Source organism: Fimbriimonadaceae bacterium, assembly GCA_019638775.1.
Taxonomy (GTDB): Bacteria; Armatimonadota; Fimbriimonadia; order Fimbriimonadales; family Fimbriimonadaceae; genus JAHBTD01.
Map to the genome: position 1 here is coordinate 802792 of JAHBTD010000001.1, position 24972 is coordinate 827763.

At 55.7% G+C, this 24972-nt stretch carries 30 protein-coding genes; 8 read left to right on the forward strand and 22 right to left on the reverse strand.

From position 1 onward, the window contains the following. Positions 1–61: 61 nt before the first annotated feature. Positions 62–2296, reverse strand: a complete 2235-nt coding sequence (locus KF784_03725) for a UvrD-helicase domain-containing protein (GenBank protein ID MBX3118149.1) — start codon at positions 2294–2296, stop codon at positions 62–64. A gap of 136 nt (positions 2297–2432) precedes the next feature. Here KF784_03725 and KF784_03730 point away from each other — a divergent pair, with 136 nt between their 5' ends. Then, on the forward strand, positions 2433–2807 hold the full coding sequence (locus KF784_03730) for a hypothetical protein (protein MBX3118150.1): 375 nt from the start codon (positions 2433–2435) through the stop codon (positions 2805–2807). A 148-nt stretch (positions 2808–2955) separates the two neighbouring features. Here the strand turns inward: KF784_03730 and KF784_03735 are convergent, their stop codons facing one another. Beyond that, complete coding sequence (locus KF784_03735; protein ID MBX3118151.1) at positions 2956–4791, reverse strand: CocE/NonD family hydrolase; 1836 nt, start codon at positions 4789–4791, stop codon at positions 2956–2958. Between the two features lie 110 nt (positions 4792–4901). Between KF784_03735 and KF784_03740 the strand changes: the two genes are divergently transcribed. The 4 genes from KF784_03740 (at position 4902) to KF784_03755 (ending at position 10057) form a co-directional block, all read left to right on the forward strand. After that, positions 4902–6077 (forward strand): saccharopine dehydrogenase NADP-binding domain-containing protein, encoded by a 1176-nt coding sequence (locus KF784_03740; GenBank protein ID MBX3118152.1) that lies wholly within the window; start codon positions 4902–4904, stop codon positions 6075–6077. 136 nt (positions 6078–6213) lie between these two features. After that, complete coding sequence (locus KF784_03745) at positions 6214–6954, forward strand: hypothetical protein (GenBank protein ID MBX3118153.1); 741 nt, start codon at positions 6214–6216, stop codon at positions 6952–6954. 199 nt (positions 6955–7153) lie between these two features. Then, complete coding sequence (locus KF784_03750) at positions 7154–8422, forward strand: hypothetical protein (protein MBX3118154.1); 1269 nt, start codon at positions 7154–7156, stop codon at positions 8420–8422. A 72-nt stretch (positions 8423–8494) separates the two neighbouring features. Then, complete coding sequence (locus KF784_03755; GenBank protein ID MBX3118155.1) at positions 8495–10057, forward strand: hypothetical protein; 1563 nt, start codon at positions 8495–8497, stop codon at positions 10055–10057. 729 nt (positions 10058–10786) lie between these two features. Here the strand turns inward: KF784_03755 and rpsI are convergent. From rpsI to infA, 9 genes are all read right to left on the reverse strand, one after another. Next, a complete protein-coding gene (gene rpsI, locus KF784_03760; protein MBX3118156.1) occupies positions 10787–11188 on the reverse strand; it encodes a 30S ribosomal protein S9 in 402 nt (133 codons plus the stop codon). Positions 11189–11191: 3 nt separating this feature from the next. Continuing rightward, positions 11192–11632 carry a 50S ribosomal protein L13 gene (rplM, locus tag KF784_03765; protein ID MBX3118157.1) on the reverse strand — a complete coding sequence of 147 codons (441 nt, stop codon included), beginning with the start codon at positions 11630–11632 and terminating at the stop codon, positions 11192–11194. A gap of 71 nt (positions 11633–11703) precedes the next feature. Continuing rightward, on the reverse strand, positions 11704–12501 hold the full coding sequence (gene truA, locus KF784_03770) for a tRNA pseudouridine(38-40) synthase TruA (GenBank protein MBX3118158.1): 798 nt from the start codon (positions 12499–12501) through the stop codon (positions 11704–11706). Next, complete coding sequence (gene rplQ, locus KF784_03775; GenBank protein ID MBX3118159.1) at positions 12491–12940, reverse strand: 50S ribosomal protein L17; 450 nt, start codon at positions 12938–12940, stop codon at positions 12491–12493. The genes truA and rplQ overlap by 11 nt, the downstream gene beginning before the upstream one ends. A 37-nt stretch (positions 12941–12977) precedes the next feature. Further along, positions 12978–13967 carry a DNA-directed RNA polymerase subunit alpha gene (locus KF784_03780; protein MBX3118160.1) on the reverse strand — a complete coding sequence of 330 codons (990 nt, stop codon included), beginning with the start codon at positions 13965–13967 and terminating at the stop codon, positions 12978–12980. Positions 13968–14013: 46 nt separating this feature from the next. After that, complete coding sequence (rpsK, locus tag KF784_03785; protein MBX3118161.1) at positions 14014–14403, reverse strand: 30S ribosomal protein S11; 390 nt, start codon at positions 14401–14403, stop codon at positions 14014–14016. Positions 14404–14473: 70 nt separating this feature from the next. Continuing rightward, positions 14474–14851: a 30S ribosomal protein S13 gene (gene rpsM / locus KF784_03790; protein ID MBX3118162.1), complete on the reverse strand. Its 378-nt coding sequence runs from the start codon at positions 14849–14851 to the stop codon at positions 14474–14476. Positions 14852–14875: 24 nt separating this feature from the next. Next, complete coding sequence (rpmJ, locus tag KF784_03795; protein MBX3118163.1) at positions 14876–14989, reverse strand: 50S ribosomal protein L36; 114 nt, start codon at positions 14987–14989, stop codon at positions 14876–14878. A 151-nt stretch (positions 14990–15140) separates the two neighbouring features. Then, positions 15141–15404 (reverse strand): translation initiation factor IF-1, encoded by a 264-nt coding sequence (infA, locus tag KF784_03800; GenBank protein MBX3118164.1) that lies wholly within the window; start codon positions 15402–15404, stop codon positions 15141–15143. A 204-nt stretch (positions 15405–15608) separates the two neighbouring features. Here infA and KF784_03805 point away from each other — a divergent pair, with 204 nt between their 5' ends. Next, positions 15609–15941 (forward strand): hypothetical protein, encoded by a 333-nt coding sequence (locus KF784_03805; GenBank protein ID MBX3118165.1) that lies wholly within the window; start codon positions 15609–15611, stop codon positions 15939–15941. Positions 15942–15985: 44 nt separating this feature from the next. On the opposite strand, the gene map is transcribed toward KF784_03805, so the two are convergent. Genes map through KF784_03855 form a run of 10 tightly spaced genes read right to left on the reverse strand, consistent with a single transcriptional unit; the run spans position 15986 to position 21731 of the window. Then, positions 15986–16735 carry a type I methionyl aminopeptidase gene (map, locus tag KF784_03810; GenBank protein MBX3118166.1) on the reverse strand — a complete coding sequence of 250 codons (750 nt, stop codon included), beginning with the start codon at positions 16733–16735 and terminating at the stop codon, positions 15986–15988. Further along, entirely contained in the window at positions 16732–17379 is a 648-nt protein-coding gene (locus KF784_03815) for an adenylate kinase (protein MBX3118167.1), read from the reverse strand. The genes map and KF784_03815 overlap by 4 nt, the downstream gene beginning before the upstream one ends. Positions 17380–17387: 8 nt before the next feature. Further along, a complete protein-coding gene (gene secY, locus KF784_03820) occupies positions 17388–18728 on the reverse strand; it encodes a preprotein translocase subunit SecY (protein MBX3118168.1) in 1341 nt (446 codons plus the stop codon). Next, positions 18725–19165, reverse strand: a complete 441-nt coding sequence (gene rplO, locus KF784_03825; GenBank protein ID MBX3118169.1) for a 50S ribosomal protein L15 — start codon at positions 19163–19165, stop codon at positions 18725–18727. Before rplO ends, secY begins: the two co-directional genes overlap by 4 nt. Positions 19166–19170: 5 nt before the next feature. Next, complete coding sequence (gene rpmD / locus KF784_03830; GenBank protein MBX3118170.1) at positions 19171–19620, reverse strand: 50S ribosomal protein L30; 450 nt, start codon at positions 19618–19620, stop codon at positions 19171–19173. Continuing rightward, complete coding sequence (gene rpsE / locus KF784_03835) at positions 19607–20140, reverse strand: 30S ribosomal protein S5 (GenBank protein MBX3118171.1); 534 nt, start codon at positions 20138–20140, stop codon at positions 19607–19609. Before rpsE ends, rpmD begins: the two co-directional genes overlap by 14 nt. Positions 20141–20184: 44 nt before the next feature. Continuing rightward, positions 20185–20514: a 50S ribosomal protein L18 gene (rplR, locus tag KF784_03840; GenBank protein MBX3118172.1), complete on the reverse strand. Its 330-nt coding sequence runs from the start codon at positions 20512–20514 to the stop codon at positions 20185–20187. Between the two features lie 37 nt (positions 20515–20551). Continuing rightward, positions 20552–21118, reverse strand: coding sequence for a 50S ribosomal protein L6 (gene rplF / locus KF784_03845; GenBank protein MBX3118173.1), 567 nt, complete (start codon positions 21116–21118; stop codon positions 20552–20554). A gap of 12 nt (positions 21119–21130) precedes the next feature. After that, the gene (gene rpsH, locus KF784_03850) at positions 21131–21526 is read right to left on the reverse strand and encodes a 30S ribosomal protein S8 (GenBank protein ID MBX3118174.1); all 396 of its coding nucleotides are present in this window, start codon (positions 21524–21526) and stop codon (positions 21131–21133) included. 19 nt (positions 21527–21545) lie between these two features. Then, positions 21546–21731 (reverse strand): type Z 30S ribosomal protein S14, encoded by a 186-nt coding sequence (locus tag KF784_03855; GenBank protein MBX3118175.1) that lies wholly within the window; start codon positions 21729–21731, stop codon positions 21546–21548. A gap of 140 nt (positions 21732–21871) precedes the next feature. On the opposite strand from KF784_03855, the gene KF784_03860 reads away from it, so the two are divergent. Further along, positions 21872–22096: a hypothetical protein gene (locus tag KF784_03860; GenBank protein ID MBX3118176.1), complete on the forward strand. Its 225-nt coding sequence runs from the start codon at positions 21872–21874 to the stop codon at positions 22094–22096. Positions 22097–22290: 194 nt separating this feature from the next. On the opposite strand, the gene KF784_03865 is transcribed toward KF784_03860, so the two are convergent. Continuing rightward, complete coding sequence (locus tag KF784_03865; GenBank protein MBX3118177.1) at positions 22291–24237, reverse strand: hypothetical protein; 1947 nt, start codon at positions 24235–24237, stop codon at positions 22291–22293. 249 nt (positions 24238–24486) lie between these two features. Between KF784_03865 and KF784_03870 the strand changes: the two genes are divergently transcribed. Further along, the gene (locus KF784_03870) at positions 24487–24960 is read left to right on the forward strand and encodes a hypothetical protein (protein ID MBX3118178.1); all 474 of its coding nucleotides are present in this window, start codon (positions 24487–24489) and stop codon (positions 24958–24960) included. Positions 24961–24972: the final 12 nt, after the last annotated feature.

The window sequence follows — 24972 nt, forward strand, 5'->3', positions numbered from 1 at the left end:
GCATTGCCGTCGCATCAACCGTCGCCAATCCAAAATCCAAAATCTAAAATCCAAAATCCCTCTACGCCTTTTCCAGCTTCGCTAAACTCTGGACGAGTTTCTTCACTCCAATGACGCCCGGGAAGGCGACGGTGACTTCGCAATCGTCTTTCAACGGTCCGCAAGCCACCACGACACCCACGCCAAACTTGCCGTGACGCACGCGGCTCCCAACCTCAAACGGCGGCTTCCAGTCCGGGCCCCGGAGCTGCCGTCTGCCGTCTGTGGGGGGAGTGGGCGCATTTCGCGGGCGGTCGATAACCGTATATTCGCCGCTTCGCTCCTGCCGAATCTCGCGATACTCCTGGTTGTAGCGTGGGCCTGCGCCGACCAATGACGTCGTTGCCTCTTGGGGGATGTCCTCCAGGAACCGCGAGGGCCGGTTGAACTGGGGCTGCCCATAGAGCGAACGCCGATGTGCGTACAGCATATGCAGTTCAAACTGCGCCCGCGTCATGCCCACGTAGCAAAGCCGCCGCTCCTCTTCGAGCCCGCTGTCGGTATTGATCGAACGGCTGTGGGGGAATACACCCTCTTCCAACCCAAGTAAGAACACAACGGGGAATTCCAGACCCTTCGCTGAGTGCAGCGTCATCAGCGTGACCGAGTTCCCCGCCTCTTGCAGCGCATCGATATCAGCGACCAGAGCCACGCTCTCCAGGAATCCAGACAGAGAGGGAGCTTCGGACGAGGCATCGTACTCGGCGGTTACGTTCAAGAACTCCTGAAGGTTGTCCAGCCGCCCCAGAGCCTCCTGAGAGTGTTCGGCCTTGAGGGCGTCAATATAGCCCGAAGCGTTCATCAAGTGCTTCAGAACGGGCGTTACGGGCCCTTGCTCCGCCAATTGCTGGGCGTCAAGGATGCTGCGGACAAAAGTTTGAATCGAACTCGCTGCCTTCTTTTGTAGGGTCGCAAAAAATTCCGGGTTGCTGACCGCTTCCCAAACCGTGGCCTGACGCGCTGCCGCCCACTCCTCGGCTTGGGTCACCGATCCCGGCCCGATGCCTCGGGGAGGTGTGTTGATGATTCGGCGAAGCGCCACATCGTCAGCTGTGTTGAGGGTCAGACGCAGATAAGCGACCATGTCCTTGATCTCTTTGCGCTCGTAGAACCGCTGCCCTCCGACGAGGATGTGGGGGATCCTCAGCGTCAGAAAAGCCTCTTCAATCACGCGGCTCTGCGCGTTCGTGCGGTAGAGAACGGCGTATTCGCCGTACTTCCTGCGCCCCGTGCGCACCTCCGCCAGGATAGTCTCAGCCACCAGCATCGCCTCATCGTGCTCTGTCCCAACTTGGGTGACCGAAACCGGCGCACCGTCGGCATTCTCCGTCCAGAGGCGCTTTTGCGCGCGGCTGCGGTTGCGAGAGATCACCTCGTTGGCGCATTCGAGGATCGTCTTGGTGCAGCGATAATTCTGCTGCAGCTTGATGGTCTCGGCTCCTTCGAAGTCGGTTGCAAAACGGTGGATCAGGGATACATCGGCCCCGCGCCAGCCGTAGATCGACTGGTCGTCATCGCCCACGACCATGACATTCCGATGCTTCCCGGCAAGGTATTGGATGAGCTTGTATTGGGAGAGGTTGACGTCCTGATACTCGTCCACCAAGATCTGCAAAAACCGCTCTTGGTACTTCTCACGGACCTCGGGGCGCTGCTCCAGCAGACGGACCGCCATAAAGATCAGATCGTCGAAGTCGAGCGCGTTTGCCTTCTTGAGCAGCGCGTTGTACGAACCGTAAATTTCGGCAGCGACACGCTCGATATAGCCCGCGGCCTGGGCGGAAAACTTCTCGGGTGTTAGCATCTTCTCCTTTGCCGAGCTGATCTCGTGGAGGATCGCTCGGGGCTGGATGCTCTTTTCGTCAATATTTCGCTTCTTGAAAATGTCTTTGATAAGGCTGAGCTGATCGTCGGTGTCGTAGATGACGAAGTTGCGCTCGATGCCTATTGCCGTGCCCTCAATGCGAAGAAGTCGGGTGCAGATGGAGTGGAACGTGCCCATCCATAGCTCTTCGGCGACGGGGCCGACGATTTTTTGGATGCGCTCGCGCATCTCCCGGGACGCCTTGTTGGTAAAAGTGACAGCGAGGATGCGCGAGGGCCGCACGCCCTTTTGGATCTGCCATGCGATGCGAGCCGTAATCACTCGCGTCTTGCCCGAACCAGCGCCGGCAAAGACAAGCACCGGGCCATCAGGGTGTTCGACAGCCTGCTTTTGTTCGGGGTTGAGGAGGATTTCGGAGGTCGCAGAGGACATCGTCCCTTCATTATGATGGCTTTGAGTCGGATTTGGTGGACGATTATCCACTGTTTTGGGGAAACGGGGCGGTTGGCTCTCTTCCTGCGAGAGCGACGGCGAACCCAACGATGCGTGGATGCGCTAATCTCTACCCATGTCGGAAAACCAGGGCAAAATCGGCTGGATCGAGTTTCACGTCAACGGCAGCATTGCTGCTCAAAACTTCTATTCTCAAGTTGTGGGATGGCAAACCGAGGGCCTTGACGTTGAGGGAAAGATGGACTACAACGTCTTCCCGAAGGGCAGCGAAGAGGCGGTGGCGGGCATCATCCACAGCCCGGTTATCGCTGCGCAAAAGGCGATGTGGGTGCCGTATTTGGTTGTTGACGATGTGAACTTCGCGGCGGGCACGGTTAAGCGGCTAGGCGGGCAGGTGATTGAAGGGCCCAAGGACGCTGAGGGTTATGGCAAGTACTGCCTAATCCAAGACCCGTTCGGGGCGATCTGCGCGCTGTTTGAGCCGAGTTAGCTTTGGGGATTGGCAGATGCTTTATAGCATGTAGGCTTAGAAGCCACTTGCCGATCACATGCCGACCACTTGCCGACCACTTGCCGACAACCTGCCGACCACTTGCCGACTACCTGCCGACTACCTGCCAACCACTTGCCAACGCCCCCTAAGGCAACACGCTGAACTTCACTGCCGACGACTTGTCCAGCGTACGGAACAGCTTGATCGTCGCCTTCTGATAATCTTCCGGCTTGGCCTTGTAGATGTTGCAGAACTTGTTCGGGTTGCGATCCACGAGCGGGAACCAGCTTGACTGCACCTGAATCATGATCCGATGGTCTTTCTTAAACGTGTGCAAGACGTCCACCATCTTGTAAGTCACCCGCTCGACCATGTTGGGGGTCATCGGCTCGGGCTTCGAGAAGGAGTTGCGGAACTTAGTCCGCATCACCTCGGCCCGAATCTGAATCTGGGCGTTGGCGAGCGGCTCAGGCGCATCGGCGGGATAAACGTCGATCACTTTGACGATAAAGTCGGCGTCAGTGCCCGTCGTTGAGGCAAACAGATCGGCGACGACCGGCCCGGCGATGGTGATATCCTTGTCCAGCACTTCGGTCTGATAGGTCAGCACGTCGCTGCGGCCCTCGAGATAGCGCTGGTCCTCCACCATATAGGTACTCGGACGGCGGCGAATCGTTCCGGGCGCGTAAGGCACCGGATTGTCAGGATCGCTCAGGTACTGATCAAAGGCTACGCCTTTGATGAACGTATCCTGCTTGTCGCTGAGCTTTTTGTCTGCGTTCAAGTACAGCGTGTACGGTTTGGCCTCTTTCGGGGGCCACACATCAAACTTGCGCCACTGATTGTTGCCCGTCTCGAACATTTCAGCTTCTGGGCGTTTCAGCTTGCCGTCACCCCGCAGATAAGCGTCGAAGAACGGAAACTCAATCTCCTCGCGGAAATACTCGCCAAGCTGGCTTGCCGTCCCAAAGGTGAGCTTCCCCAGTCGGTTTCCGGCTCCGCCCCAAGCGCCGTGGCTCCACGGCCCCACCACAATCCAGTTGTCAATGCCTGGATTCTGCTTTTCGGCGTGGCGATAGGTATCAAAAGCTCCATAGCCGTCTTCTGCGTCGAACCATCCCCCAACCGTCAGCATCGCGCACTTGACGTTCTTGAGCTGCGGGGGCATGGAGCGGGCCTTCCAGAAGTCGTCCATCGCGTCGTGGTTGCAGATGTCCAGCCAGAACGGAATGCGGCCTTTGTAGTATTTGGTGTCGGCATTGATGGCGCTGCCCAGTTCCAAAAAGAACTTGTAAGCATCCGGGCGCGGACCCATCGGCTCAATGTCGGGATGGCTCTGGGCCGGACCGGGCTTATCGTAGCCGAATCCAAAGTAGAAGTCAAAGTTGTCTTGAAGGAAGAACGCGCCGTTGTGATGGACGTCATCACCCAAGAACCACTCGCTGACCGGGGCTTGGGGAGACACCGCTTTGACCGCCGGATGGGTGTCGATCGCCGCAACGGCTGCGTAAAAGCCGGGGTAAGAAACTCCCCAAAAGCCGACGCGACCGTTGTTGTCGGGGACATTTTTAATCAGGAAGTCCACCGTGTCGTAGGCGTCTGTGCTCTCGTCGATATCTTTCGGGCCCTTTTTGTTTGGGTTTTGCGGGCGTATCTCTTCCCATTTGCCTTCCGACATAAATCGTCCACGGACGTCTTGGTTTACAAAGATGTATCCGGCGTCTCTGAACTTGCTGGAGCCGCCAAATCCTCTCGGGATTCTTCCCGCGCCATAGGGTCCGGCGCTATATGGCGTGCGTTCGATGAGCATCGGGTGCTTGCCGGGTTTGGCGGTCGGCACATACACAGCGGTGTAGAGTTTCACCCCGTCGCGCATCGGGATATTGAACTCGTACTTCTTATACGGACCTTCCTGAACAGGGGTCGAAGACGCCGTTGCCGGAGCGAGCACAGCAAGGGCAAGCATGAAACCAAGTGCCATTGGTCAAGAGTACGCTATCCAGCCCCCGTTTGCATCCCGCCGACAGGTAAAATCCGTGCAACTTCTGGCCGTTTCCTTTTGGCGACGGAGCCATTTGGAGAATCCCTTTTATGAGCAAAACCTACGCCGTCTTGGGCGCGGGCATGCAAGGCACCGCGCTTGCATACGACCTCGCCAAATTTGCCAACCCTTCAAAAATCTTCTTGGGCGACATGAGCCTCGACCAGGCCAAAAAGAGCGCCCGCCGCGTGAATGAACTGATCGGTTCAGCGATTTGTGAGCCCGTACAGGTCTCGGCGCTTGATGCGGACGCTCTGGCAAGGTTCCTCTCTCCGGTAGATGTGCTCTGCAGCTGCGTCCCCTATTGGATGCACCCGCACATTGCCAAGGTTGCGATCGCGACAAAGACGAACATGGTGGACCTTGGCGGCAATACCGACGTTACGATGGAGACGTTGAAAATGGACCCGGATGCGAAGGCCGCCGGAGTGAGCCTGATTCCCGACTGCGGTCTCGCTCCTGGACTGGTCAACAGCCTCGCCTGCTACATCATCGAGAATATGGACACTGTGGACAGCGTGAAGCTGTATTGCGGCGTTCTCCCCCAAAATCCCAAGCCCCCGTTTAACTACAAACTCACCTTTAACATGGAGGGCCTCGTCACGGAGTACGACTATCAAGCGGTCTGCCTGAAGGACGACCAGATCGTTCTTGTGGATACCCTCGAAGACCTTGAGGAGATTCACATCGACGGCCTTGGGCTGGACGGAAAGGGCAAGATGGAGGCGTTCAACACCTCCGGCGGCACCAGCACCGCCCCCTACACCTTTAAGGGCAAAGTTAAGAACTACGTCTACAAGACCATCCGCTTCCCCGGGCACTGCTTCCTGATGAAGATCTTTAAGGACTTCGGTTTTTGGAACGAAGAGGCGATTGAGGTTAAGGGAACTAAGATCGTGCCAAAAGATGTCTTCAATGCGGTTTTCGGTCCAGAGTTGGACAAGTTTGTGGACAAGGACTTCTGCGCGGTTCGTGCTCTGGGTGTGGGCACGAAGGACGGCAAGCCCAAGACGATCCAGATCGACATCCTCGACAAGGAGGACGAAGTCACCGGGTTCACGTCGATGGAGCGCCTGACCGGGTTCTCAGCAGCGATTTATGCGCACGAGATCGCCAAGGGCAACGTGCCGGAGGGAGCGATCCACTACGAGCTTGCCGTGCCGGGGACGAAGTATGTTGAAGAGATTCAGCAGCGCGGCGTGAAGCTCACCATCTCCGAAATTTGAACGGTTGCCGCACGCTTGGATCATTACGACCGGGATGAATAATTAACCAAATCTTTGTCAAGCTGTACAATCCTTCCGGTTACGATATGTAACGACAGGTTGGGTTACAATTCGGAGCTGGTTGAGGTGGCGCGGATTGAAAAAGCATGTAGCGTTCCTAATAACGATTTGTGCGGTGGCGATTTCCGCCGCACAATCCTATGGTGATGGGGCATGGTTTGATGAGAAGTGGACTGCAGATGAGAAGCCTTACCAAGAGGCAAGGCTTCTGATTTCAAAGATGAAGTCAGACACTAAAGTGTTAAAGGCATATGTTGAGGCACAAAGCAAAGTTGCCAGCCGATCTACGTCTAAGGCTATAGACGTTTATCGATGGGCATGTTCAGCGTTGACCCTTGCCAATCAGGATTATGATTTCTTTCTAACTCTTACTACAACTTCTGACGCTTTTGAAAGATTTCGCAAGATTGCTTCGCCTAAGAGTTACGAATATTCGAGAGTAAGGCTGCTGTACATTATCAACGTCGATTTCCCTCACCAGGAAATGCGACAGTTAGCAGAACGAATGCTCAAAAAGGATGATAAAGATCTCCCAGTCATCAAAGCATTTCTCAGAATTTTGCAACCACAGATAAATGAAAGTGACTGGAAAATAGGAAAGAATCTGGTTCAAGTTATTGAGGACATAGAACCAGATTCAACTAGCTCTTTGGCGTCTGTCGGATATTTTTATTATAAGCGGTGGATGAAGACAAGAGATGAGGAAATGAAGTCCAAAGTGATCAAGTATTACGGATCATTTAAAGCCAAGGTCACGAATGAGAAACAAAAGAAAATTGCTGACTTCTTTCTCAATCAAGTCAAGGGATCGAAGTGACCGCAGTCCTTACGTTGCTGCTACGTGCCGGGGACTAAGTATGTTGAAGAGATTCAGCAGCGCGGCGTGAAGCTCACCATCTCCGCGAGCTAGGTTATCACAGCCTGAAATGGCTAGGAACCCTCTGCAAGCCATGCAGAGGGCTCTTTTGTGCTTCGCTGTTCGGGTCAATGAATCCTGCATCCGCTAAACTACTGCCGTGACCGTCCTGCCTGAATTTTGGGAAGCTCTTGAGCTCGCGCGGGGGATGGATGCGTCGGCCTCGAACATCGAACGGGTAGGCAAATCCACATCGGCTGACGCGGCACGATGGGCGTTCACCCAGTGGGATCTGCGCAAACGGGCCAAGGTCAAGTTTGAGCGGGCGGAGGAGATGCTCTTCACCCGCGAGGCCCTGGAGCAGAGCACCGGTGAGGTGGTGGCGCGGTACCACGCATCGGCCTTTCCTGACGGGTCGCTGGTCGCGGACCTCACCTGCGGCATCGGCGGAGACCTAATCGCCTTGGCTCAGCGTGGGCCATCAGTGGGCTACGAGACCGACCCTGAGCGCACGACCTATGCCCGGCACAACGTATCGGTTTATGGGTTGGACGCGGAGATTCGGGAGTCCTCTTGTTTGGAGGGGGAGTGGGCCTTCGACTATGCAATGGCCGATCCCGCCCGGCGCGTAGGTGGCCGTCGCAGCATTGACCCAGATGACTTTGCCCCGAATCCTGTCGTGCTCGCTGAGAAGATGGCCGGCCTCAAACTCGGGCTGATAAAGCTTTCTCCGATGTTGCGTGATGATTTTCTGGAGTCGTTTGGCGGAGTGTTGGAGTTTGTGTCGTTTGGTGGCGAGTGCCGTGAAGCGTTGGTTTGGCTGGGACGTGAGTTGGGGTCTTTGACCCGCCCCTCCTCGGTTCGCGATGCTTACCGACCCTCCCCCTCAAGGGGAGGGGGGCTGCAAACCCCGGACGAGATTTCCTCCCCTCGAGGGGGAGGAAGCGTGAACGAAGAGAACGCAGGAGGGGTGGCAAACCCAACCCGATTCGCCGTCCACCTCGAATCTGGCGAGCGCCTATCTGCCGACCCCCTCCCACCGCCAACCGTTGACACACCCTCGACCCATCTGTACGAAGCCGACCCCGCCGCCATCCGCGCCCACTGCCTGAACACACTTTGTGAGATGCACGGGCTCCGGGGGCTATCTGAAACAAACGGCTACCTCACCGGCGAAGCGGTGATTGAATCTCCGTGGCTGCGCGGTTGGGAAGTAGTGGCGGAGCCGCTGCCCGACCTGAAGCTCGTCAAACAGGAGTTGGAGAGGCTGGGGAGCGGGACACCCGTGGTCAAGGCAAGGGGAGTCGATATCGACCCGGCTGAGGTTCAAAAAAAGCTACGCCTGAAGGGAAAGCCCGCATATACTGTCTTCATCCATACCGTCGGGAAGAAGGTGAGATACATAATCGCCTCTTCGCACCGTTGCTAAACTCCAGTACAAAGGAGCTTGCGTCCGAACCCTTTCTTCCCTTTAAAGCGTTAGACTTGCTAAGGGTTGGATATGAGAAAGGGCATCATTTGGTTTCTTGTTGGACTGTTTGCCATTGGAGTCATGGGCCGCTACGGCTACGCGAAGTGGCGCAACCGCACCTACATTCCACCGAGCGTTGTCGAAAGAGTCCAACACTTCGAGAGGGTTGTCGAAGCTGACCCGTCCGCCTTTGCCTGGCGACAGCTTGGCGATGCCTACGTCCTTGCCGAACAGTATGAGCAGGCGCCCATCGCCTATATGAACGCTTCGGAGATTTTCCGCGCCAAGGGCGACCGTAACGCCGCAGTGGTGATGGAGCGCCTTGCCGACACCTACGAAACCGACACGGAAGTCTATTACAGCCGTCTCCCCGAACTTAACTCCGTCGCCAAAACCTACACCGCCGCGAAGTTCGAGCCGCTCTATGGGGCGTACATCGGCGCTTTCGTCGATCACGAGGACAAGATCAAAAGCGCATTTCCCGACGAGTACGGCATCTTCCGGCGCAGTGTAAAGGAGTTTAGCGAAAGGGTTGGAACCGACCACAGCGTCTATTTCATGTACCAGGGCTACGGCAGGCAGTTCCCTGCCAAATGGACGACGCACCTCAAGAAGAACGGCGCGGCGGCACAGATCGCGTTCGAGCCCAAGCACCTGAAAGATGTGAAAGACGACGAATACCTGCGGGGCTGGGCGCGGGCGGCGAAGGCTTCTGGCGTTCCCATCTTTCTGCGCTTTGCCAGCGAGATGAATGGTGATTGGACGCCCTATCACGGCGACCCGGAGCTTTACATCGAGAAATGGAAGCTGGTCACCAAGGTCATGCGCGAGGAGGCCCCGAATGTCGCGATGGTCTGGTGCGTGTTCGAGATGCCGCAGAACCGGATCGACGAGTATTTCCCCGGTGATGAGTGGGTGGACTGGGTTGGATTGAACGTGTACTCGGTGATGTATTTCAACAATAACCCAGACAAAAAGGGGGATCATCGCAATCCGGCAGACAGCGTCAAATACGTGTACGAGCGCTACTCACCCAAGCACCCGATCATGATCTGCGAATATGCCGCCTCGCACCAGTCGAGCCTGGACATGACCTGGCGGTCAGAGCTTGCGCAGGCTAAGATCGGGCAGTTCTATGCTTCGTTGCCCCGCCTCTATCCGCGTGTGAAGGCGGTCTGCTGGCTAAGCATGAACGCGATTAAGCATGCGATGGAAGGCCGCCAAAGAAACAACTACTCTTTGCTGGACGACGGCAGGGTTGCGGAGCGCTATCGGCAAATGGTTTCTTCGCCGTACTTCATCAAGCAGTTTGGCGAGCAGGCAAAAGAGGAGATCGTTCCGATCGCCGAGGGACAGCGTGTTGCCGGAAGGCTAAGCCTGAGCGCGTGGGTGAAAACCTACATCAACAAGCCTGACGTCGCATGGGTTGTGAACGGGGAGGAGATTGCCAGAAGCTCCATGCCCGGGCCTTATCAGTGGACTATCGACACGGCTGATTTCCCAAACGGTCCGGCGAGTGTGGAGTTAGTGGTTTATAACAACGCTGGCGAGCAAATTAGCCGCACGGCGCGGAAGATCAATATTCAGAATTAGGGGAGGGAACCGCTCCGTCGGTTCCGCAAATTCGGGAGGGAGCCGCTCCGTCGGTTCCGTAAATATGGGAGGGAACGGCTCCATCAATGCCAAAAAACTCAGTTATGGATAGTGACTTACCTGATCGTAAGCGACCGATTCACTTACCCAATAGACCTCTCCACAATCGTTCGACAATTCTCTTTGTCACCGTTTGCACTCATCAACGCAAGCCGATACTTGCAAACGATCCCGCTGTCGCACTTATCATTGATAGTTGGCAACGGGCGTCGCATTGGCTTATCGGTCGGTATGTCATCCTCCCTGACCACATTCACTTCTTCTGCTCCCCGAGCGAGTGGCCAAGTCGCTCGCTTGTCAATTGGATTAAATATTGGAAGACCCTTGTCAGTTGCGAATGGCCACGACCGGAAGAACAGCCCATCTGGCAGCTTGATAGCTGGGATCGCCAATTACGCTCAAATGAAAGTTATGGGGCGAAATGGGAGTACGTCAAGAGCAATCCTGTGAGACATGGGCTCGTCGAACACGCGGAAGATTGGCCTTATCAAGGTGAGCTGAATGAGTTTGAGTGGTATGACCCATGAGCAAAAACCAACGGCATCGACGGAGCGATGCCCTCCCCGTGAGCCAAGTGAAAGCGCAAAACAGCCAAAAACGCCCGTTCCGAAAGTCGGAACGGGCGTTTCCCTGAATACCGGCACCGACTTTGCGATGCTCTTCCGAAGTTTAACGCTTAACGAACTGGAAGCCGCGTCGTGCTTTCTTGCGACCGTACTTCTTACGCTCTTTCACACGCGCATCGCGCGTCAAAAATCCTTCACCGCGCAAGGGCTTTCGCAAAGCTGAATCCATCTCCACAAGCGCACGGGAGATGCCAAGCCGGAGCGCGCCAGCTTGTCCGCTGATGCCGCCACCCTTCGTTGTGGCAACCACATCGTATCGGCCTTCAAGCTCAAGGGCCGTGAACGGGCTTCGAACCAAAATCTCAAGTACGGGGCGGCCAAGGTAATCGCCGTACGAACGTCCGTTAACGGTGATGTTGCCTTCGCCCGGCTTTAGCCAAACTCGTGCAATGGCTGCCTTGCGTCGGCCCGTGCCGTAATATGTGTCTGCTTGCTTCTTCGACATGCTTTACTTATCCTTCGAAATATTCAGGGGCTTTGGGTTTTGTGCGGTATGCGGGTGCTCTGCGCCGGCATAAACTTTCAGCTTGCTAAAGATCTTGTCGCCGAGCTTGGTCTTGGAAGTCATTCCCCACACAACCTTTTCGACGAGCTTAACCGGATTGGTTTCGAGCATCTTGCCGCGAGCGACGTTCTTGATACCGCCCGGCCAGCCTGTGTGCCAATAAATGATCTCTTCGCCCTTACGGCCGGTCAGCTTGACCTTTGCCGCATTGATGATGACGACGAAATCGCCGCAATCCTGGTTGTAGGCAAAGTTCGGCTTGTGCTTGCCTCTCAATACCTGGGCGACTTGCGCAGCGAGGCGGCCCAGCGGTACATCCGTCGCATCGACGACAAACCACTGACGCTCTATTTCACCTACCCGTACGGGTGTTGTCCGATTCATTTCTGTTAACCTAACTTTCCTTTTGCCTCGCTGCACTTTCGTGCAGCAAACTCTGAGCTTTCGCTCGAAAACTACTCTTCGAAGCCATCATCTTCCTTGTTGCGACAGTCCTTTGGGTGGCGTCCATAGCGCACCCGCATCAGCATCAGCCCCTTCGCGGGCAATACTTCTGGCAACACTTCCTGGTCTCTCGTCTTGGGATCAAGGAGCCTTCCAACACTTTCAACGTCACGTTTGCCGAGTCCAACCTCAAGAAGGGCTCCGCTCATTCTGCGCATCTGTCCACGCATGAACGCCGTTCCAACGATGTCGATGGAGATTCGTCCGGCGCGGTCCTTCACGGCGACGCTTCGAATCACGCGGATCGTATTATCGACCCAATCGTCCAAGTTCGCGGTGAACGCCCGAAAGTCTTGTCTTCCAACCAACAGCTTTGCCGCTTCCTGCATTCGATCAATTCTTAGGCCAGGAAGCGCCCGATGGCTAATCCGCTCTAAAAAAGGATCGCGTTCGCCGGAGTTGATTCTGTATTTGTAAGTGCGGTCGTTCGCACAAAATCGACTGTGGAACGTATCGCTTACGGATACAGAAGACTTTACGACGACCGTCGCGGGTAGCCGGTGGTTCAGGACTCGGGTCCAGTTCTCAGGCGGTAAGTTCACCGCGCTGTCGAAATGGCAGACCTGACCAATGGCGTGAGCACCGCTATCGGTTCTGCTAGCTCCTATAATCTCGCAATCCTCGCCCGAGACCTGGCGAACGGCTTCTGTCAATGTACTCTGGACTGTTACCAATCCAGCCTGTGCGGCCCAGCCGCAGAAATCGGTGCCGTCGTATGCAACGACGAGCTTAATTCTTTTAGTCGACAAGCTCCAAAACCGCGGTGAGCGCTCCATCGCCTCGGCGCAGGCCGGTCTTTGTCAGCCGGGTGCAGCCACCGTTGCGATTCTTATAGCGCGGACCGATTTCGTCGAAAAGATACTTGACCAAGTCTTCGCCGTTGAGCAAGCTCATGTTGCGCAGGATCGTTGTCTTTTCCATCGCTGTCTTGCCAGCCAGAGCCTTCACGGGCTTGGCGCTGGAAGAAGAGTGTCCGACAAGGATCTTTCGAGCCTCGCGTCGGGCCGTCAGCGTATCCGTCTTGCCGGTTGTGATCAGCTTCTCGACGATGCGCTGAAGCTCCTTCGCTCGCCCAAAGGTTGTATGAACATAGCCGTGTCGCACGAATTGACGTGCAAGGTTGTTCAAAAGGGCACGGCGTTGGTCGCTCGGCAAGCCTAGTTTTCTACGGTCAACTAAGTGTCGCATCTATCAAATCTCCAATCAAATCAATCGTCGTTCAGTCTTAGAAATCGTCGTCGTCGTCCAGCAGGTCAATCGCGCGGATGCCACCCTTAGGCGCCTTCAGCTCGATTCCATGCTCGGCAAGCTTATCGCGAACCTCGAACAGCGACTTCTTACCGAATCCTCGGATGCTGGTAAGGTCTGCCTCGGTCGCGGTTGCCAACGCTCGGAGCGTCAACAGGCCAGCGCGGCGAAGACAGTTGAAGGTGCGCTGCGAGAAGTCCAACTCCTCGATGCGCATCTCAGGGATGTTCGAAAGCTCGGGCGAAACCTCATCCGGCTCAAGCTCTGCCGATTCAAAACCAGCATTCCCGAGGTCAAAGAAGAGTCGGAAATACTTGTCGAGAATGTGGGCGGCCTGGGAAACGGCATCGTTTGGCGAGATCGCTCCCGTGGTCCAGACATCGAGCACCAATCGCTCAAAGTCGGTACGCATTCCAACACGAGTCTGTTCGACCGTGTAGTTCACCTTGCGCATGGGGGTGAATTGGGCGCCGGTCGGAATGATTCCGATCATGCCCTTAAATCGCTCTTGCTTGTCGGGAAGCGTGTAGCCGACGCCCCATCCAACATACATCTCCATGGTCAAGGTTGCGCCCTTCTCGCTAATCGTTGCGATGTAAGCGTCGGGGTTCACGACTTCGACGCCTTCGGGGCAGACGATGTCGGCTCCGGTAACTCGGCCAGGGCCCTTAACCTCGATCTTCAGCACCTTGTCTTCTGCGGGGGGGCCATCCTCTTCGTCGATGCGGATAGCGATGTCCTTCAGGTTAAGCAGAAGCTGGGTCGTGTCCTCTTTCACGCCGGGGATCGGGGCGAACTCGTGGAACACCTTGTCGATCTTGACGGCGCAGATTGCGGCTCCTTGGATGGAACTCAGCAGAACGCGGCGCAGCGCGTTGCCGATAGTCTGTCCATAACCGCGCTCAAGCGGCTCAAAGACAAACTTCCCGTAATCGAGATTCAAATCGAGAGTGGAAATGTGCGGCATAACTTTTTGCTTCTATCTGTCCAATAGCCAATAAATCAAATAATCGTCAGACTCGTCGTCGCTTCGGCGGGCGGCATCCGTTGTGGGGAACCCGGGTGACGTCCATAATCGACGAAACCTCAAGCCCTTGAGCGGCCAGCGAGCGGATCGCGGTCTCTCGTCCAGACCCCGGACCGCAGACCTTCACTTCCACCTTTCGGAGGCCGTGGTCCATCGCCTTGCGCACTGCGTTCTCCGCAGCAACAGAGGCGGCAAACGGCGTGCTCTTTCGGCTGCCCTTAAAGTTGCACGAGCCAGCGCTCGACGCGGCGATCACGTTGCCCTGGGGGTCCGTAATCGTTACGATGGTGTTGTTGAACGATGCCTGGATGTGGACGACGCCCACCGGCACGTTCTTTCTTTCTTTAGCCTTTCCCTTTACGATCTTTCTTGCCATGGCTTCCTTTAGGCTGCTCTTTCAAGGTTAGACCCCGATTCCCAAAAGGGGATACGGGGTCTGAAAATTGTTACTTCTTCGCCTTCTTCTTTCCGGCAACGGTCTTCGCCTTTCCTTTTCGCGTACGTGCATTGCTGCGCGTTCTCTGTCCGCGAGTGGGAAGTCCGCGTCGATGACGCAGGCCGCGATAGCTGTTGATATCGATCAAACGGCGGATGTTCGAGTTGACTTCGCGTCGAAGGTCTCCCTCAACGACATATTCCCGGTCAATGATTTCGCGAAGATGGGTGATGTCGGCCTCATCGAGGTCTTTCACTTTCTTTCGCGGGTCTAGCCCGGCCTTCGCAATCACTTCGCTTGCATTGTGCTTGCCAATGCCGTAAATCAGCGGCAAAGCGTATTCGATCGCTTTCTCGCGGGGAAGGTCAACACCTGCTATACGTGCCATTCTTCTCGGTTTCTCCTGGTCCTCTTAGCCCTGTCGCTGTTTGTGCTTCGGGTTGATGCACAACACGCGCACTACGCCCTTGCGTTTGATGATTTTGCATTTGTCGCAAATTTTTTTTACGCTGGCTCGAACTTTCATCGCCAAATCGTCCTATTGGTCCGTCTACAAGGTAAGGAGCTTTAATAGCGCCTGCCCGGCGTCTTGTATTTCTCCTTAGACGCAAGGGCAAATTATACCTACGGGTGAGCCTCAAGAGCTACCCGCCCTATCTGATTCCTGGAGATTGAGCCTATTTGAAGCGGTAAACGATCCGACCCATGGTCAGATCGTAGGGCGAAAGCTCCACCTTCACACGATCGCCCGGCAAAATGCGAATGTAGTGCATCCTCATTTTGCCGCTGATGTGGCAGAGCAGTTCGATATCGCCTTCGTCGAGTTTCACCCTAAACTTAGCGTTCGGCAGGTTCTCAAGAACCGTACCGTCAACCTCAATTCCTTGTTCTTTCTCTGAGGTCTCTTTTCGCTTTCTGTACTGAAACTGTCTTCGGCCCATAAATCTCCGGTTTCTCCCTGTGAGTTCGATGAGGACGATTTGGTCCCTATCGAAGAGACGATTATAGCCCCTCGAACTCGGCAAAACCTTGTGTAGGTGATAGTTTACTTGGTCTCGCTGGCCTCACCATAGGCCCTGCATTTTGTACGGTCAAATTCGAAATCGATATCTCTGGCACATCGGGTGCTGTTGATTTGCTTGAAAATGGATTACGCACTCCAAGACCGATTGCACCTGCAGCGCAAGTCCAATATCGCGATCATAATCGCCCTGTCGCTCGCTATTGTTGGCGGCCTGATCATGGCTCCGCTGGCATATTACGGTCAAAGCCCGGTCCTCGCCGTCAACGCATCGGTGATCTGCTACTTCGCCGCTGTGGCATGGTTCAATGGACTCGCGTATTACGTAGCCAGCAAAGGCTATCCGGCCCGGCACTGTTTGCTGGGGCTGTTCAGCATCGTTGGAGCGATCATCTTGATCTTTTTGCCGGATCAAACAAAGGGGCCAAACCCCCTACCCCGAACTTTGCGGTGGTGACCCTCCCCCATAAAAGGGTTGCGCCCTACGAGAGAATGTCTTCCCTACTCGACGGTTAGGATTTCAGGACCGTCTTTGGTAACGGCAACGGTATGCTCGAAGTGAGCGGACCAGGAGTTGTCGGCAGTGACAATAGTCCAGCCGTCAGAAAGGGTCCTTACTTTCCAAGTCCCCTTATTCACCATCGGCTCGATGCAGAAGGTCATGCCCTCTTTGATCACCGGTCCACGCCCAGCCTTGCCAAAATTCGGCACACTCGGTTCTTCGTGAATGGTGCGTCCGATACCATGCCCGACAAGATCGCGGACGATACCGTACCGATACTGGTTCACGTACTTCTCAATCGCCGCCGAGATGTCCCCGATCTTGTTGCCGACCTTCGCTTTGGCGATCCCCTGATAAAGGCTCTCTTTCGTGACGTTCAAAAGCTTCTGCATATCCGGGTCGATATTGCCCACCGGATACGTCCATGCGCCATCGGCATTCCAGCCGTCCAGCGTAACGCCAAGATCGAGATCGACGATGTCACCCTCCTGAAGGGGAACGTCGTTCGGGATTCCGTGGATGACAACCTGATTCACCGAGATACACGCATTTGCCGGATATCCACGATAGCCGTTGAAGGCACAAACGCCACCCTCGGCAGCAACGATTTTGCCCGCAAGCTCATCCAGCTGGCGCGGGGTTGTCTTCCCCGGCACGATCGCTTCCGAAAGTTCGCGAATGGTCTTGGCGACGATGCGGCCTGCGGCGCGCATCTTCGCAATCTCAAATCCTTTCTTTAAGTAGATCACCGGCTAATCCCCTCAACGATGGCTTGGAAGACGCCTTCGGGAGACTTGGTTCCGTCCACTTCTTCGAGCAGCCCGCGCTCGCGGTAGAACTGGATAACGGGCTCGGTGCTTTCGTAAAAAACCTTCAGCCTTTCCCGAATCGTTTCCGGCTGATCGTCAGACCGCACAAACAGAGGACTGTTGCACTTATCGCAAAGGCCTTCGCGCTTGGGCGGTTTGGTATCGCGATGATAGATTTCGCCGCATTTGGTGCAGCCCATCCGCCCGCTCAGACGGTGGACGATAAGGTCTTCGGGCGCGATGATGGAGACAACTTTGTCGATCGGCTGCTCCATCTCGTCAAGGATCGTTTCGAGAGCCTCGGCCTGACGGACCGTTCTGGGAAAGCCGTCCAGCAGGAATCCGTGTTTGCGGCAATCTTCGGAGCGGATGCGCTTCGACATCATCTCGATGGTTATGCCGTTGGGGACGAGCTCACCACGGTCGATGTAGCTTTGGGCGAGTCGCCCAAGGTCGGTTTCCGCCTCAATCTCGCTTCGGAAAATCAGTCCTGAAGACAAAGTTTTCAGGCCGTACTCCTTTTCAAGGAGTGCGGCCTGAGTGCCTTTCCCGACGCCCGGAGGGCCGATTAAGATGAGTCTCACTCGATATCCTACGTTCCGTATTGCTTCATCAAGAGGTTCGCTTCAATCTGTCTCATCGTTTCCAGCGCAACGCTGACGACGATCAGGATCGAAGTGCCAAAGAAATAACCCGAACGCTGAATACCGGTGATGTCGGTAGCCAGGTACTGGGTAAGAGCAACAGAGGCTAAGAAGATTGCGCCAACGATAGCGATGCGCGAAATGACCCCGTCAAGGAAGTCACGCGTTTGCTTACCTGGACGCACACCCGGAATAAACGAACCCGCTCGCTTCAAGTTGTTGCTCATGTCTTCCACATTGAACTGAATCGCCGCCCAGAAGTACTGGAAGAAGAAGATCAACGCTACGAAGAAGAGACAACCCGTAAAGCCTTTCAATCCGGTCTGGAGTGAAGGCACGAGATACGGCGTGGCCTTTTCGAGAAACTCACCGATTGGCGATGTGCGCGGGAAGAACATGCCGAACTGCGAAGGCATGAACGCAATGGACATCGCAAAGATAATTGGGATGACGCCACCAATGTTCAGCGGGATCGGCAAATAGCTGGTCTGACCGCCAATCGCCTTCGTCCCAACTTGCCTACGCATATGTTGTATAGGTATTCGGCGCTGAGCGATGGTAAACAGAACGATCACCCACGTTACAGCTACGAAGATGACAACCAAAAGCAGAATCTGCCACAGCTGAATGATCTGGCTTTGATACTGCGTCCAGATCGCACCCGCCGTGCTCGGCATAGATACGATAATGCCCGCAAAGATCATTAGCGACACACCGTTGCCGATGCCCTTTTCGCTAATCTGCTCACCCAGCCACAGCACGAACATCGCACCCGCAGTCCAGAAGACAACTAGTGTGATCTGCACAAAGAGTGACATCTGAATCTCACTCCTCATGAGCCCGATCAGACCCATGCTTTGCGCAACACAAAGGATGAGCGTGAAAAGCCGAGTTCTTCGGTTCTGCTGCTTTCGAGCGTATTCGCCGCCCTCTTGCATCTCCTTTTTCCACGCCGGGAACGCCGTGGTCAGAATCTGCATGATAATCGACGAAGTGATGTAGGGGTTTAAGCCTAACGCAAAGATGGAAAGTCTCTTAAGCGCACCGCCACCAAAAGAGTCGAGAAGCTGGAAGAACTGAATCTTCATCAGCTTATCGAGCGCGTCTTGGGGCGACTCACCGGGGATAGGAACAGAAACGTTAATTCCGATGACGTAGACACAGAAGATGCCTAGCACAAAGATAATTCGCTGGCGCAGCTCAGGGTCTGCCCACGCCAGTCGTAACGTTTCCCATAACGGCAACGATAACGCTTTATCACCACCGCCTCCAAAAACTCCGCTATTCACAGAATGTTCGCCTCTCCGCCAGCCTTTTCGATCGCTTCTTTGGCCTTGGCGCTAAACTTGTGCGCAGAGACCTTGAGCTTCTTCGTCAGGCTACCGAACGCGAGGATCTTCACTCCGTCCTTAAGTCCCGGAATAATGCCGCTCTGGAGCAGCTTTTCCGTGGTTACGTCGTCGCCTGACTTGAACAGCCTTTCCAGGTCGTCCAAGTTGACGATTGCAAACTCTTTGTGGTTGATATTGCGGAAGCCTTTCTTGACCGGCAATCGGCGCTGGATTGGGGTTTGTCCACCTTCAAAATTCGGGTGGATTTGGCGTCTTGCCTTTTGCCCCTTCGTACCGCGAGTCGCGGTTTTGCCCATGCCGCTGCCGATACCACGCGCGACGCGTCGCTTACGCTTCGTGCTTCCTGTATTCGGTCGTAAATCGTGCAAACCCATGATGCTTAGTCCTCGGTTTTCTTGGCTTTGGTCGTGCGCTTCGGCTTATCGGAAGCGTCTGCTGAATCTGTCTTTGCCTTGGCTGCCGGCTTTGCGGCTGGCTTCGCTGCCTTCGGCTTGGCTTCCTTGGCGGGAGCTTCGGCCACGGCGGATTTGGCTGCGGGGGCTTCGGCTGCAGGAGCCTCTGCCTTTGGAGCCGCTGCCTTCTTGGCGGGAGCAGCCTTCTTCGGAGCTTCCGCCTTGCTGCCAGTTTTGTTGGCGCGCTTTGCCGGAGGCTGCCCTTCAACCACTTGGACATCCAGCATGTGCTTGACGTGGTGGATCATGCCGCGAATGGACGGGGAATCTTCCTTGTCCACCGTTCGATTCATCTTCTTCAGCCCAAGAGCAGCGACCGTCGCACGGTTGCGCGGCGTTTGCCCGATCAGGCTTTTCACAAGCTTAATGCGCAGCATCGGCTTCCTCCTTTCTGGCTTGCTTCAGCCACGGAACCAGCTCGTTGACATCGAGACCGCGAGCATCCGCGTTCTTCTCGGGAACCGAGAGAGCCTGCAGAGCCTCCATCGTCGCGTAGGCGACGTTGATGGCGTTGCGGCTTCCAAGAATCTTGGAGAGAACGTTGTGAATGCCAGCGGCTTCGAGACAAGCTCGAACCGCGCCGCCTGCTTTGACTCCCGTACCGGGCGATGCCGGGCGCAGGATAACCTGCGAGGAGCCTGAGGTGGCTCTGATCTCGTGAGGGATGGTCTCACGAATCATGGGGATAGCAACCATCGCCTTCTTCGCGGCTTCTTCAGCCTTTCGGATGGCATCCGGAATTCCCCGGGCTTTGCCAAGACCGACGCCGACCTTGCCTTTGTTGTCGCCAACAACGACCAAGATGGACCAAGAAGCGGTCTTACCGCCCTTGTGGGTCTTGAAAACTTTGTTCGTGCGAATGACGCGCACATCAAGCTGCGGCCCATCGCCCTGCATCGAGCTTTGGCGCTTGCCACTGAGTCGGGACATCATTCTCATAATTAAAACTCCAGCCCGGCCTCTCGGGCGCTATCGGCAAGGTTCGCAATCGCTCCGGTGTACTGAAGACCGCCACGATCAAAAACCACGGACTTGATGCCCTTCTCTTTGGCACGCTTTCCGACCAGTTCGCCGACCAGCTTTGCGCCATCAAGGTTGCCCGCGCCTTTCACATTCTTTTCGTATGTGCTAGCCGATGCGAGCGTCACGCCCTTGCTGTCGTCGATAATCTGTGCCGAAATGTGTTTCAGGCTCTTATAAATGGCGAGCCTCGGCCGCTCGGCGGTACCCGTAACGCGTTTACGGATGCGAGCATGCCGAGCGACGCGCATATCGTTTCTACTTCGTTTAGCCACGTCTCAACTCTCCTTATTTCTTGCCCGCCGAAGCGCGCTTACCGGCCTTGAGGCGAACAACCTCGCCTGAGTAACGAATTCCTTTACCCTTGTAGGGATCGGGCTTGCGGACCTTGCGGATGTCTGCCGCCAACTGACCGACAAGTGCCTTGTCGGTGCCGGTGACCGTGATCTTCTCCGTACGCGCTTTCTCGTCGCGCAGAACCTCAAAGGTCACACCGTCAACCGGCGCAATCCGCACCGGGTGCGAATAGCCCATATTGAGGAGCAGTCCACGCCCTTCCATCTGCGCACGGTAGCCAACGCCGACGATATCAAGCGTCTTCGAGTGGCCCTTCGTCACGCCCTCAATCATGTTAAAGATCAAGGTGCGTGCAAGCCCGTGCTGCGAGCGCTGGATACGGTCGTTGGTCGGCCTTTCGACCGTAATCACTGAATCTGCTTGTTCAATCTTAAGTTCGCTGTAAAGCGCCTGAGAAAGTTCACCCTTCGGGCCCTTCACGCTAACGACATTCTCGGGGCTGATGGTAACCGTCACGCCCGCGGGAATCGATATCGGTAGTCTTCCAATTCTCGACATGATGTGACCTCCTTACCAAACCTCGCAAAGAATCTCGCCGCCAATATGTCGCTTTCGGGCTTCGCGGTCGGTCATCACGCCTTGGCTGGTCGAGATAATCCGAGTGGCGAGGCCGCTGCGAACCGGCTTCATCTCATCGACCGGCTTGTAAACGCGGAGACCCGGCTTACTGACGCGGCTGATGTGACTGATCACCGATTGGCGCTTGCTGTTGTATTTCATGTGAACCCGAATCGTTGGGAACTTCGTTTCGGTCACGACTTCGAAATTACCGACATAGCCCTCTGCGGCAAGGATCTTGACGATCTCCACCTTGATCTTGCTGTGAGGAATGTCAACCGATTGCAGGCGCGACTGCGCGCCATTGCGAATGCGTGTCAACAGGTCGGCGATAGGATCGCTGTGCATCTCATAACCTCCGTCAGCCTTACCAGCTGGACTTCTTCACGCCGGGGAGAAGGCCCTTGTGAGCCAACTCGCGTAGACAAATTCGGCACGTACCGAAGAATCGGAAGTAGCCGTGTGCACGGCCACAGATGCTGCAGCGGTTGTAAGCGCGAGCCTTATACTTCGGCTTACGACGTTGCTTTTCTCTTAAACATTGTTTTGCCATATTCACCCGCCGTTCCCAGGTAGGTACGTCTCGTGGAGACGCCTTGCCTGTGGCTGATTTGTGTCTGCGAAAGACAGAGTCCACGCAGGATGCGAAGGATACCCCGAATCCGAACCTGCGTCAATTGGGCTAGGACCGAGATGGCGGTCAGCGATCAGCGATCAGCGATCAGCGATCAGCGGTCAGCGGTCAGCGGTCAGCGGTCAGCGGTCAGCGGTCAGCGGTCAGCGGTCAGCGGTCAGCGGTCAGCGGTCAGCGGTCAGCGGTCAGCGGTCAGCGGTCAGCGGTCAGCGGTCAGCGGTCAGCGGTCAGCGGTCAGCGGTCAGCGGTCAGCGGTCAGCGGTCAGCGGTCAGCGAAAGAATGATCCGTCACTTTGCGTTCAAAATGCAATCTGCAATCTGCAATCTGCAATCTGCAATCTGCAATCTGCAATCTGCAATCTGCAATCTGCAATCAAGTGTGAAGATAGCTGATCGCCGATAGCCGATAGCCCGCCTAATAGCAAGAGGCCCGAAGGCAATGCCTTCGGGCCTCTTCGTCTCTCAACCTACCGTATGGCTACGGTACGTCGAGGTTGGTTGTGCGGTTGATGTTGAACGCGCCGGAGCCGCCGAATAGGCCGATCCAGCTACCGCTGAACGTGATCGTCGTTGTTCCATCAGCCGATCCAAGCGTGAGCGAGAATGTTCTGGATGGAAGCGACGGGAACGTAATGTTCGCGCCCGAGAGCGAGTCGGTCGAACCAAGCTTGTTGGACAAGCTAAGCTCACCAGTCGGGATCTCATGGCCTGCGCTATCGAGGAATCGCGTGGTGAAGTTGAAAATATCACCGTTGTTTCCTGCAAATGCACCAGCGCCGTTCACGATCTGCGCACCGCTCACATCGTTTGCACGATAGATGAGTTTCGAGGGCTTACCAAAGACCTCGATGGTCAGCATGTTCGATGCCGTCGGAAGCGGGTTACCGCCTGCGTCCGTCACCTGAACCGTAACTTGTCCTGCAACTGTGCCTGCCGCAAGCTGGATCGAGGAGCCCGTTGCCGAGCCGCTGATCGCCGATGCGGAAGTTGATTGCGTAGTCAAGTCGCCGTTGTCGCCGATGTTGTTGCCGCTATTGTCGACGTTCACAACATCCCATACAAACGGGCCTGTCGGCGTCGCAACGTTGTCGTTGTCGACGTCTACGCCGTTCGTGATGCGGATATTCTGCGGGTCGAGAATGTTGGACGGAGTCGTCGTGCCAACGTCGATTCGCGCCGGGCCTACGATCGTGACGCTTTCAAGCGGTCGGACGATGGTGATGTCTTGGGTGTTCGAGACAACTGCGCCGATAAAGGCAGCGACTCGGTTCACTCCCTTGGGAGCCTTATCGCCTCCAGCGAGTGCACCGTCAACTGGGTTCGGAGTTTGAAGAACGGCCCCAGCGTCGCCTCCAGCATTTGTTGCCGGATCTACACCAGAGAAAACGCTTCCTACAGACGTCGTATTCCAGACTGCCGGATGGGTTAGCGTGTTGCTTTCTTCAACCTCAACCGCGCGCCAATCGACCGGAAGTCCAGCCATCGGAGCGCCATATTGGTTCATAACGTTTGCACTCAGCAAGGAACCGTTTACAGAACCGCCCGACTCTTCCCAAAGCAGCGTTGGCGAACCAACGAGCTGAAGGGCGATGGAGGTTACGGTGCCCTGAGTGTAATCGGCGTCGTAGCTGAGCGAAACGGGAGCTCCGGGAGCTTCCGAAACGGTTACAACGACGGTCGCCGATGTTTGTGCCGCAACTGCCGTGAGCTTATTCGCTGCGTACGTTAGTCGCGTGTTGTCGTCGGTCACGACGGTGGGCGTAATGCCACTCTTCGCCGTACCTTCCTCGTCGAAGAAAGCCACGGTCGTGTCGTATGTGTTGCCGCCGATCCAGTCGCCGCCAGTTGCGGTCTCAGGATCGTGGAACGGTGCAGCCGAAGTGCCGGGATTGCCACCACGGTTGCGAAGCCAAAGTCGAATCGAAGCTGTCGGACCAGGCGTATATGTGCCAGGGTCGTTCAGGTCGAGAGCAAGCGTCGTACCGTTATCTACGGTCGTACCGAGCGACTGAATCTGAGCCGATCCGAACGATCGTGCAACGCCGTTGCGTTGAAGTCCGGTGGCTGAAATGGTCATCTGGTACGGTGCGACGTTTTGCGTCACGGTTGCGGCGATCACGTTGCCGTCCGACATGAAGAATGTCTCTGAGTCAGGCGATCGAGTGATCGTACCGTCGGCTACAGCAAGCGTAACCGAACCGGTGGCATCCGGGACGAAGTAGCCAGCCGGCGGCACGCTACTCGGTGAAATAATAACGCTATCTCCAGTTCCCGAACCAGCTGTCCCCTCTACGTAAACAAAGCCCACAACTAAGCGGGTCACAGGGAAAACTGCCGGGGCGGAACTGCCGCTGCTGCCACCACACCCTGTGAAAATCAGGGCGGCGACGGCTGCGGAAGCAATTAGGCAAAGTCCTTTGCGCATCAAGTGTTCCTCCTCGCATGGTGGCCCATAGATGTAGGTCCCCAAAAGGACATGCATCTTCGAGCCTCCCTGGTAATTGTGACGGTATTTACCAAAATTTTGAGGCTAAATTGAGCGGAAAGCATCAAAAAAATTCATATCGCTCCGAAAAATAGAGGTTTTTTGGCAAAACTTGCAACTCGTACCCAGCGGTGAACGAGGTCTTAGTCAAGTCTTTCGTAAATAAGTAAAGTGCTAAGGGACATCCAAATGAGCGATCAAAGCACGCCTGACAAGAAAAATAAACGCGCCAATAAGCCACGAGACATGGATACGATCATGCTCTTTGGCTGCACGGGTTTCGTCGGGGCATCGATCGGCACATACATCCTCACGATATGGCCGCATATCGTTTTCCTGGACATCTATACAATGAATGCACTATTCCTGGGTGCGTTGGCGGGGATGCTGCCCGCCTTGATCGTAGGAGGCATTGTCACACGGAAGTTTGGCCTACCGGGGGCAGCCGGATTTCTGGGTGGATCGATGGCCTCAGGCGTGTTCTTTTACCTACGTCTTCGGCAAGCGCTCATGTTTCGAGGCGTACCGCAAGCGCCCCAGCCCGAGTACCCCGACGCGTTTCTATGGATGATTCCACTGGGCTGGGTCCTCATCACGGTCACCGTCATTTTTCTGCTGATTCCGCGCGATGAACTCACAATCGATTCAAAAGATCGCCCATAAACCTGGGAATCC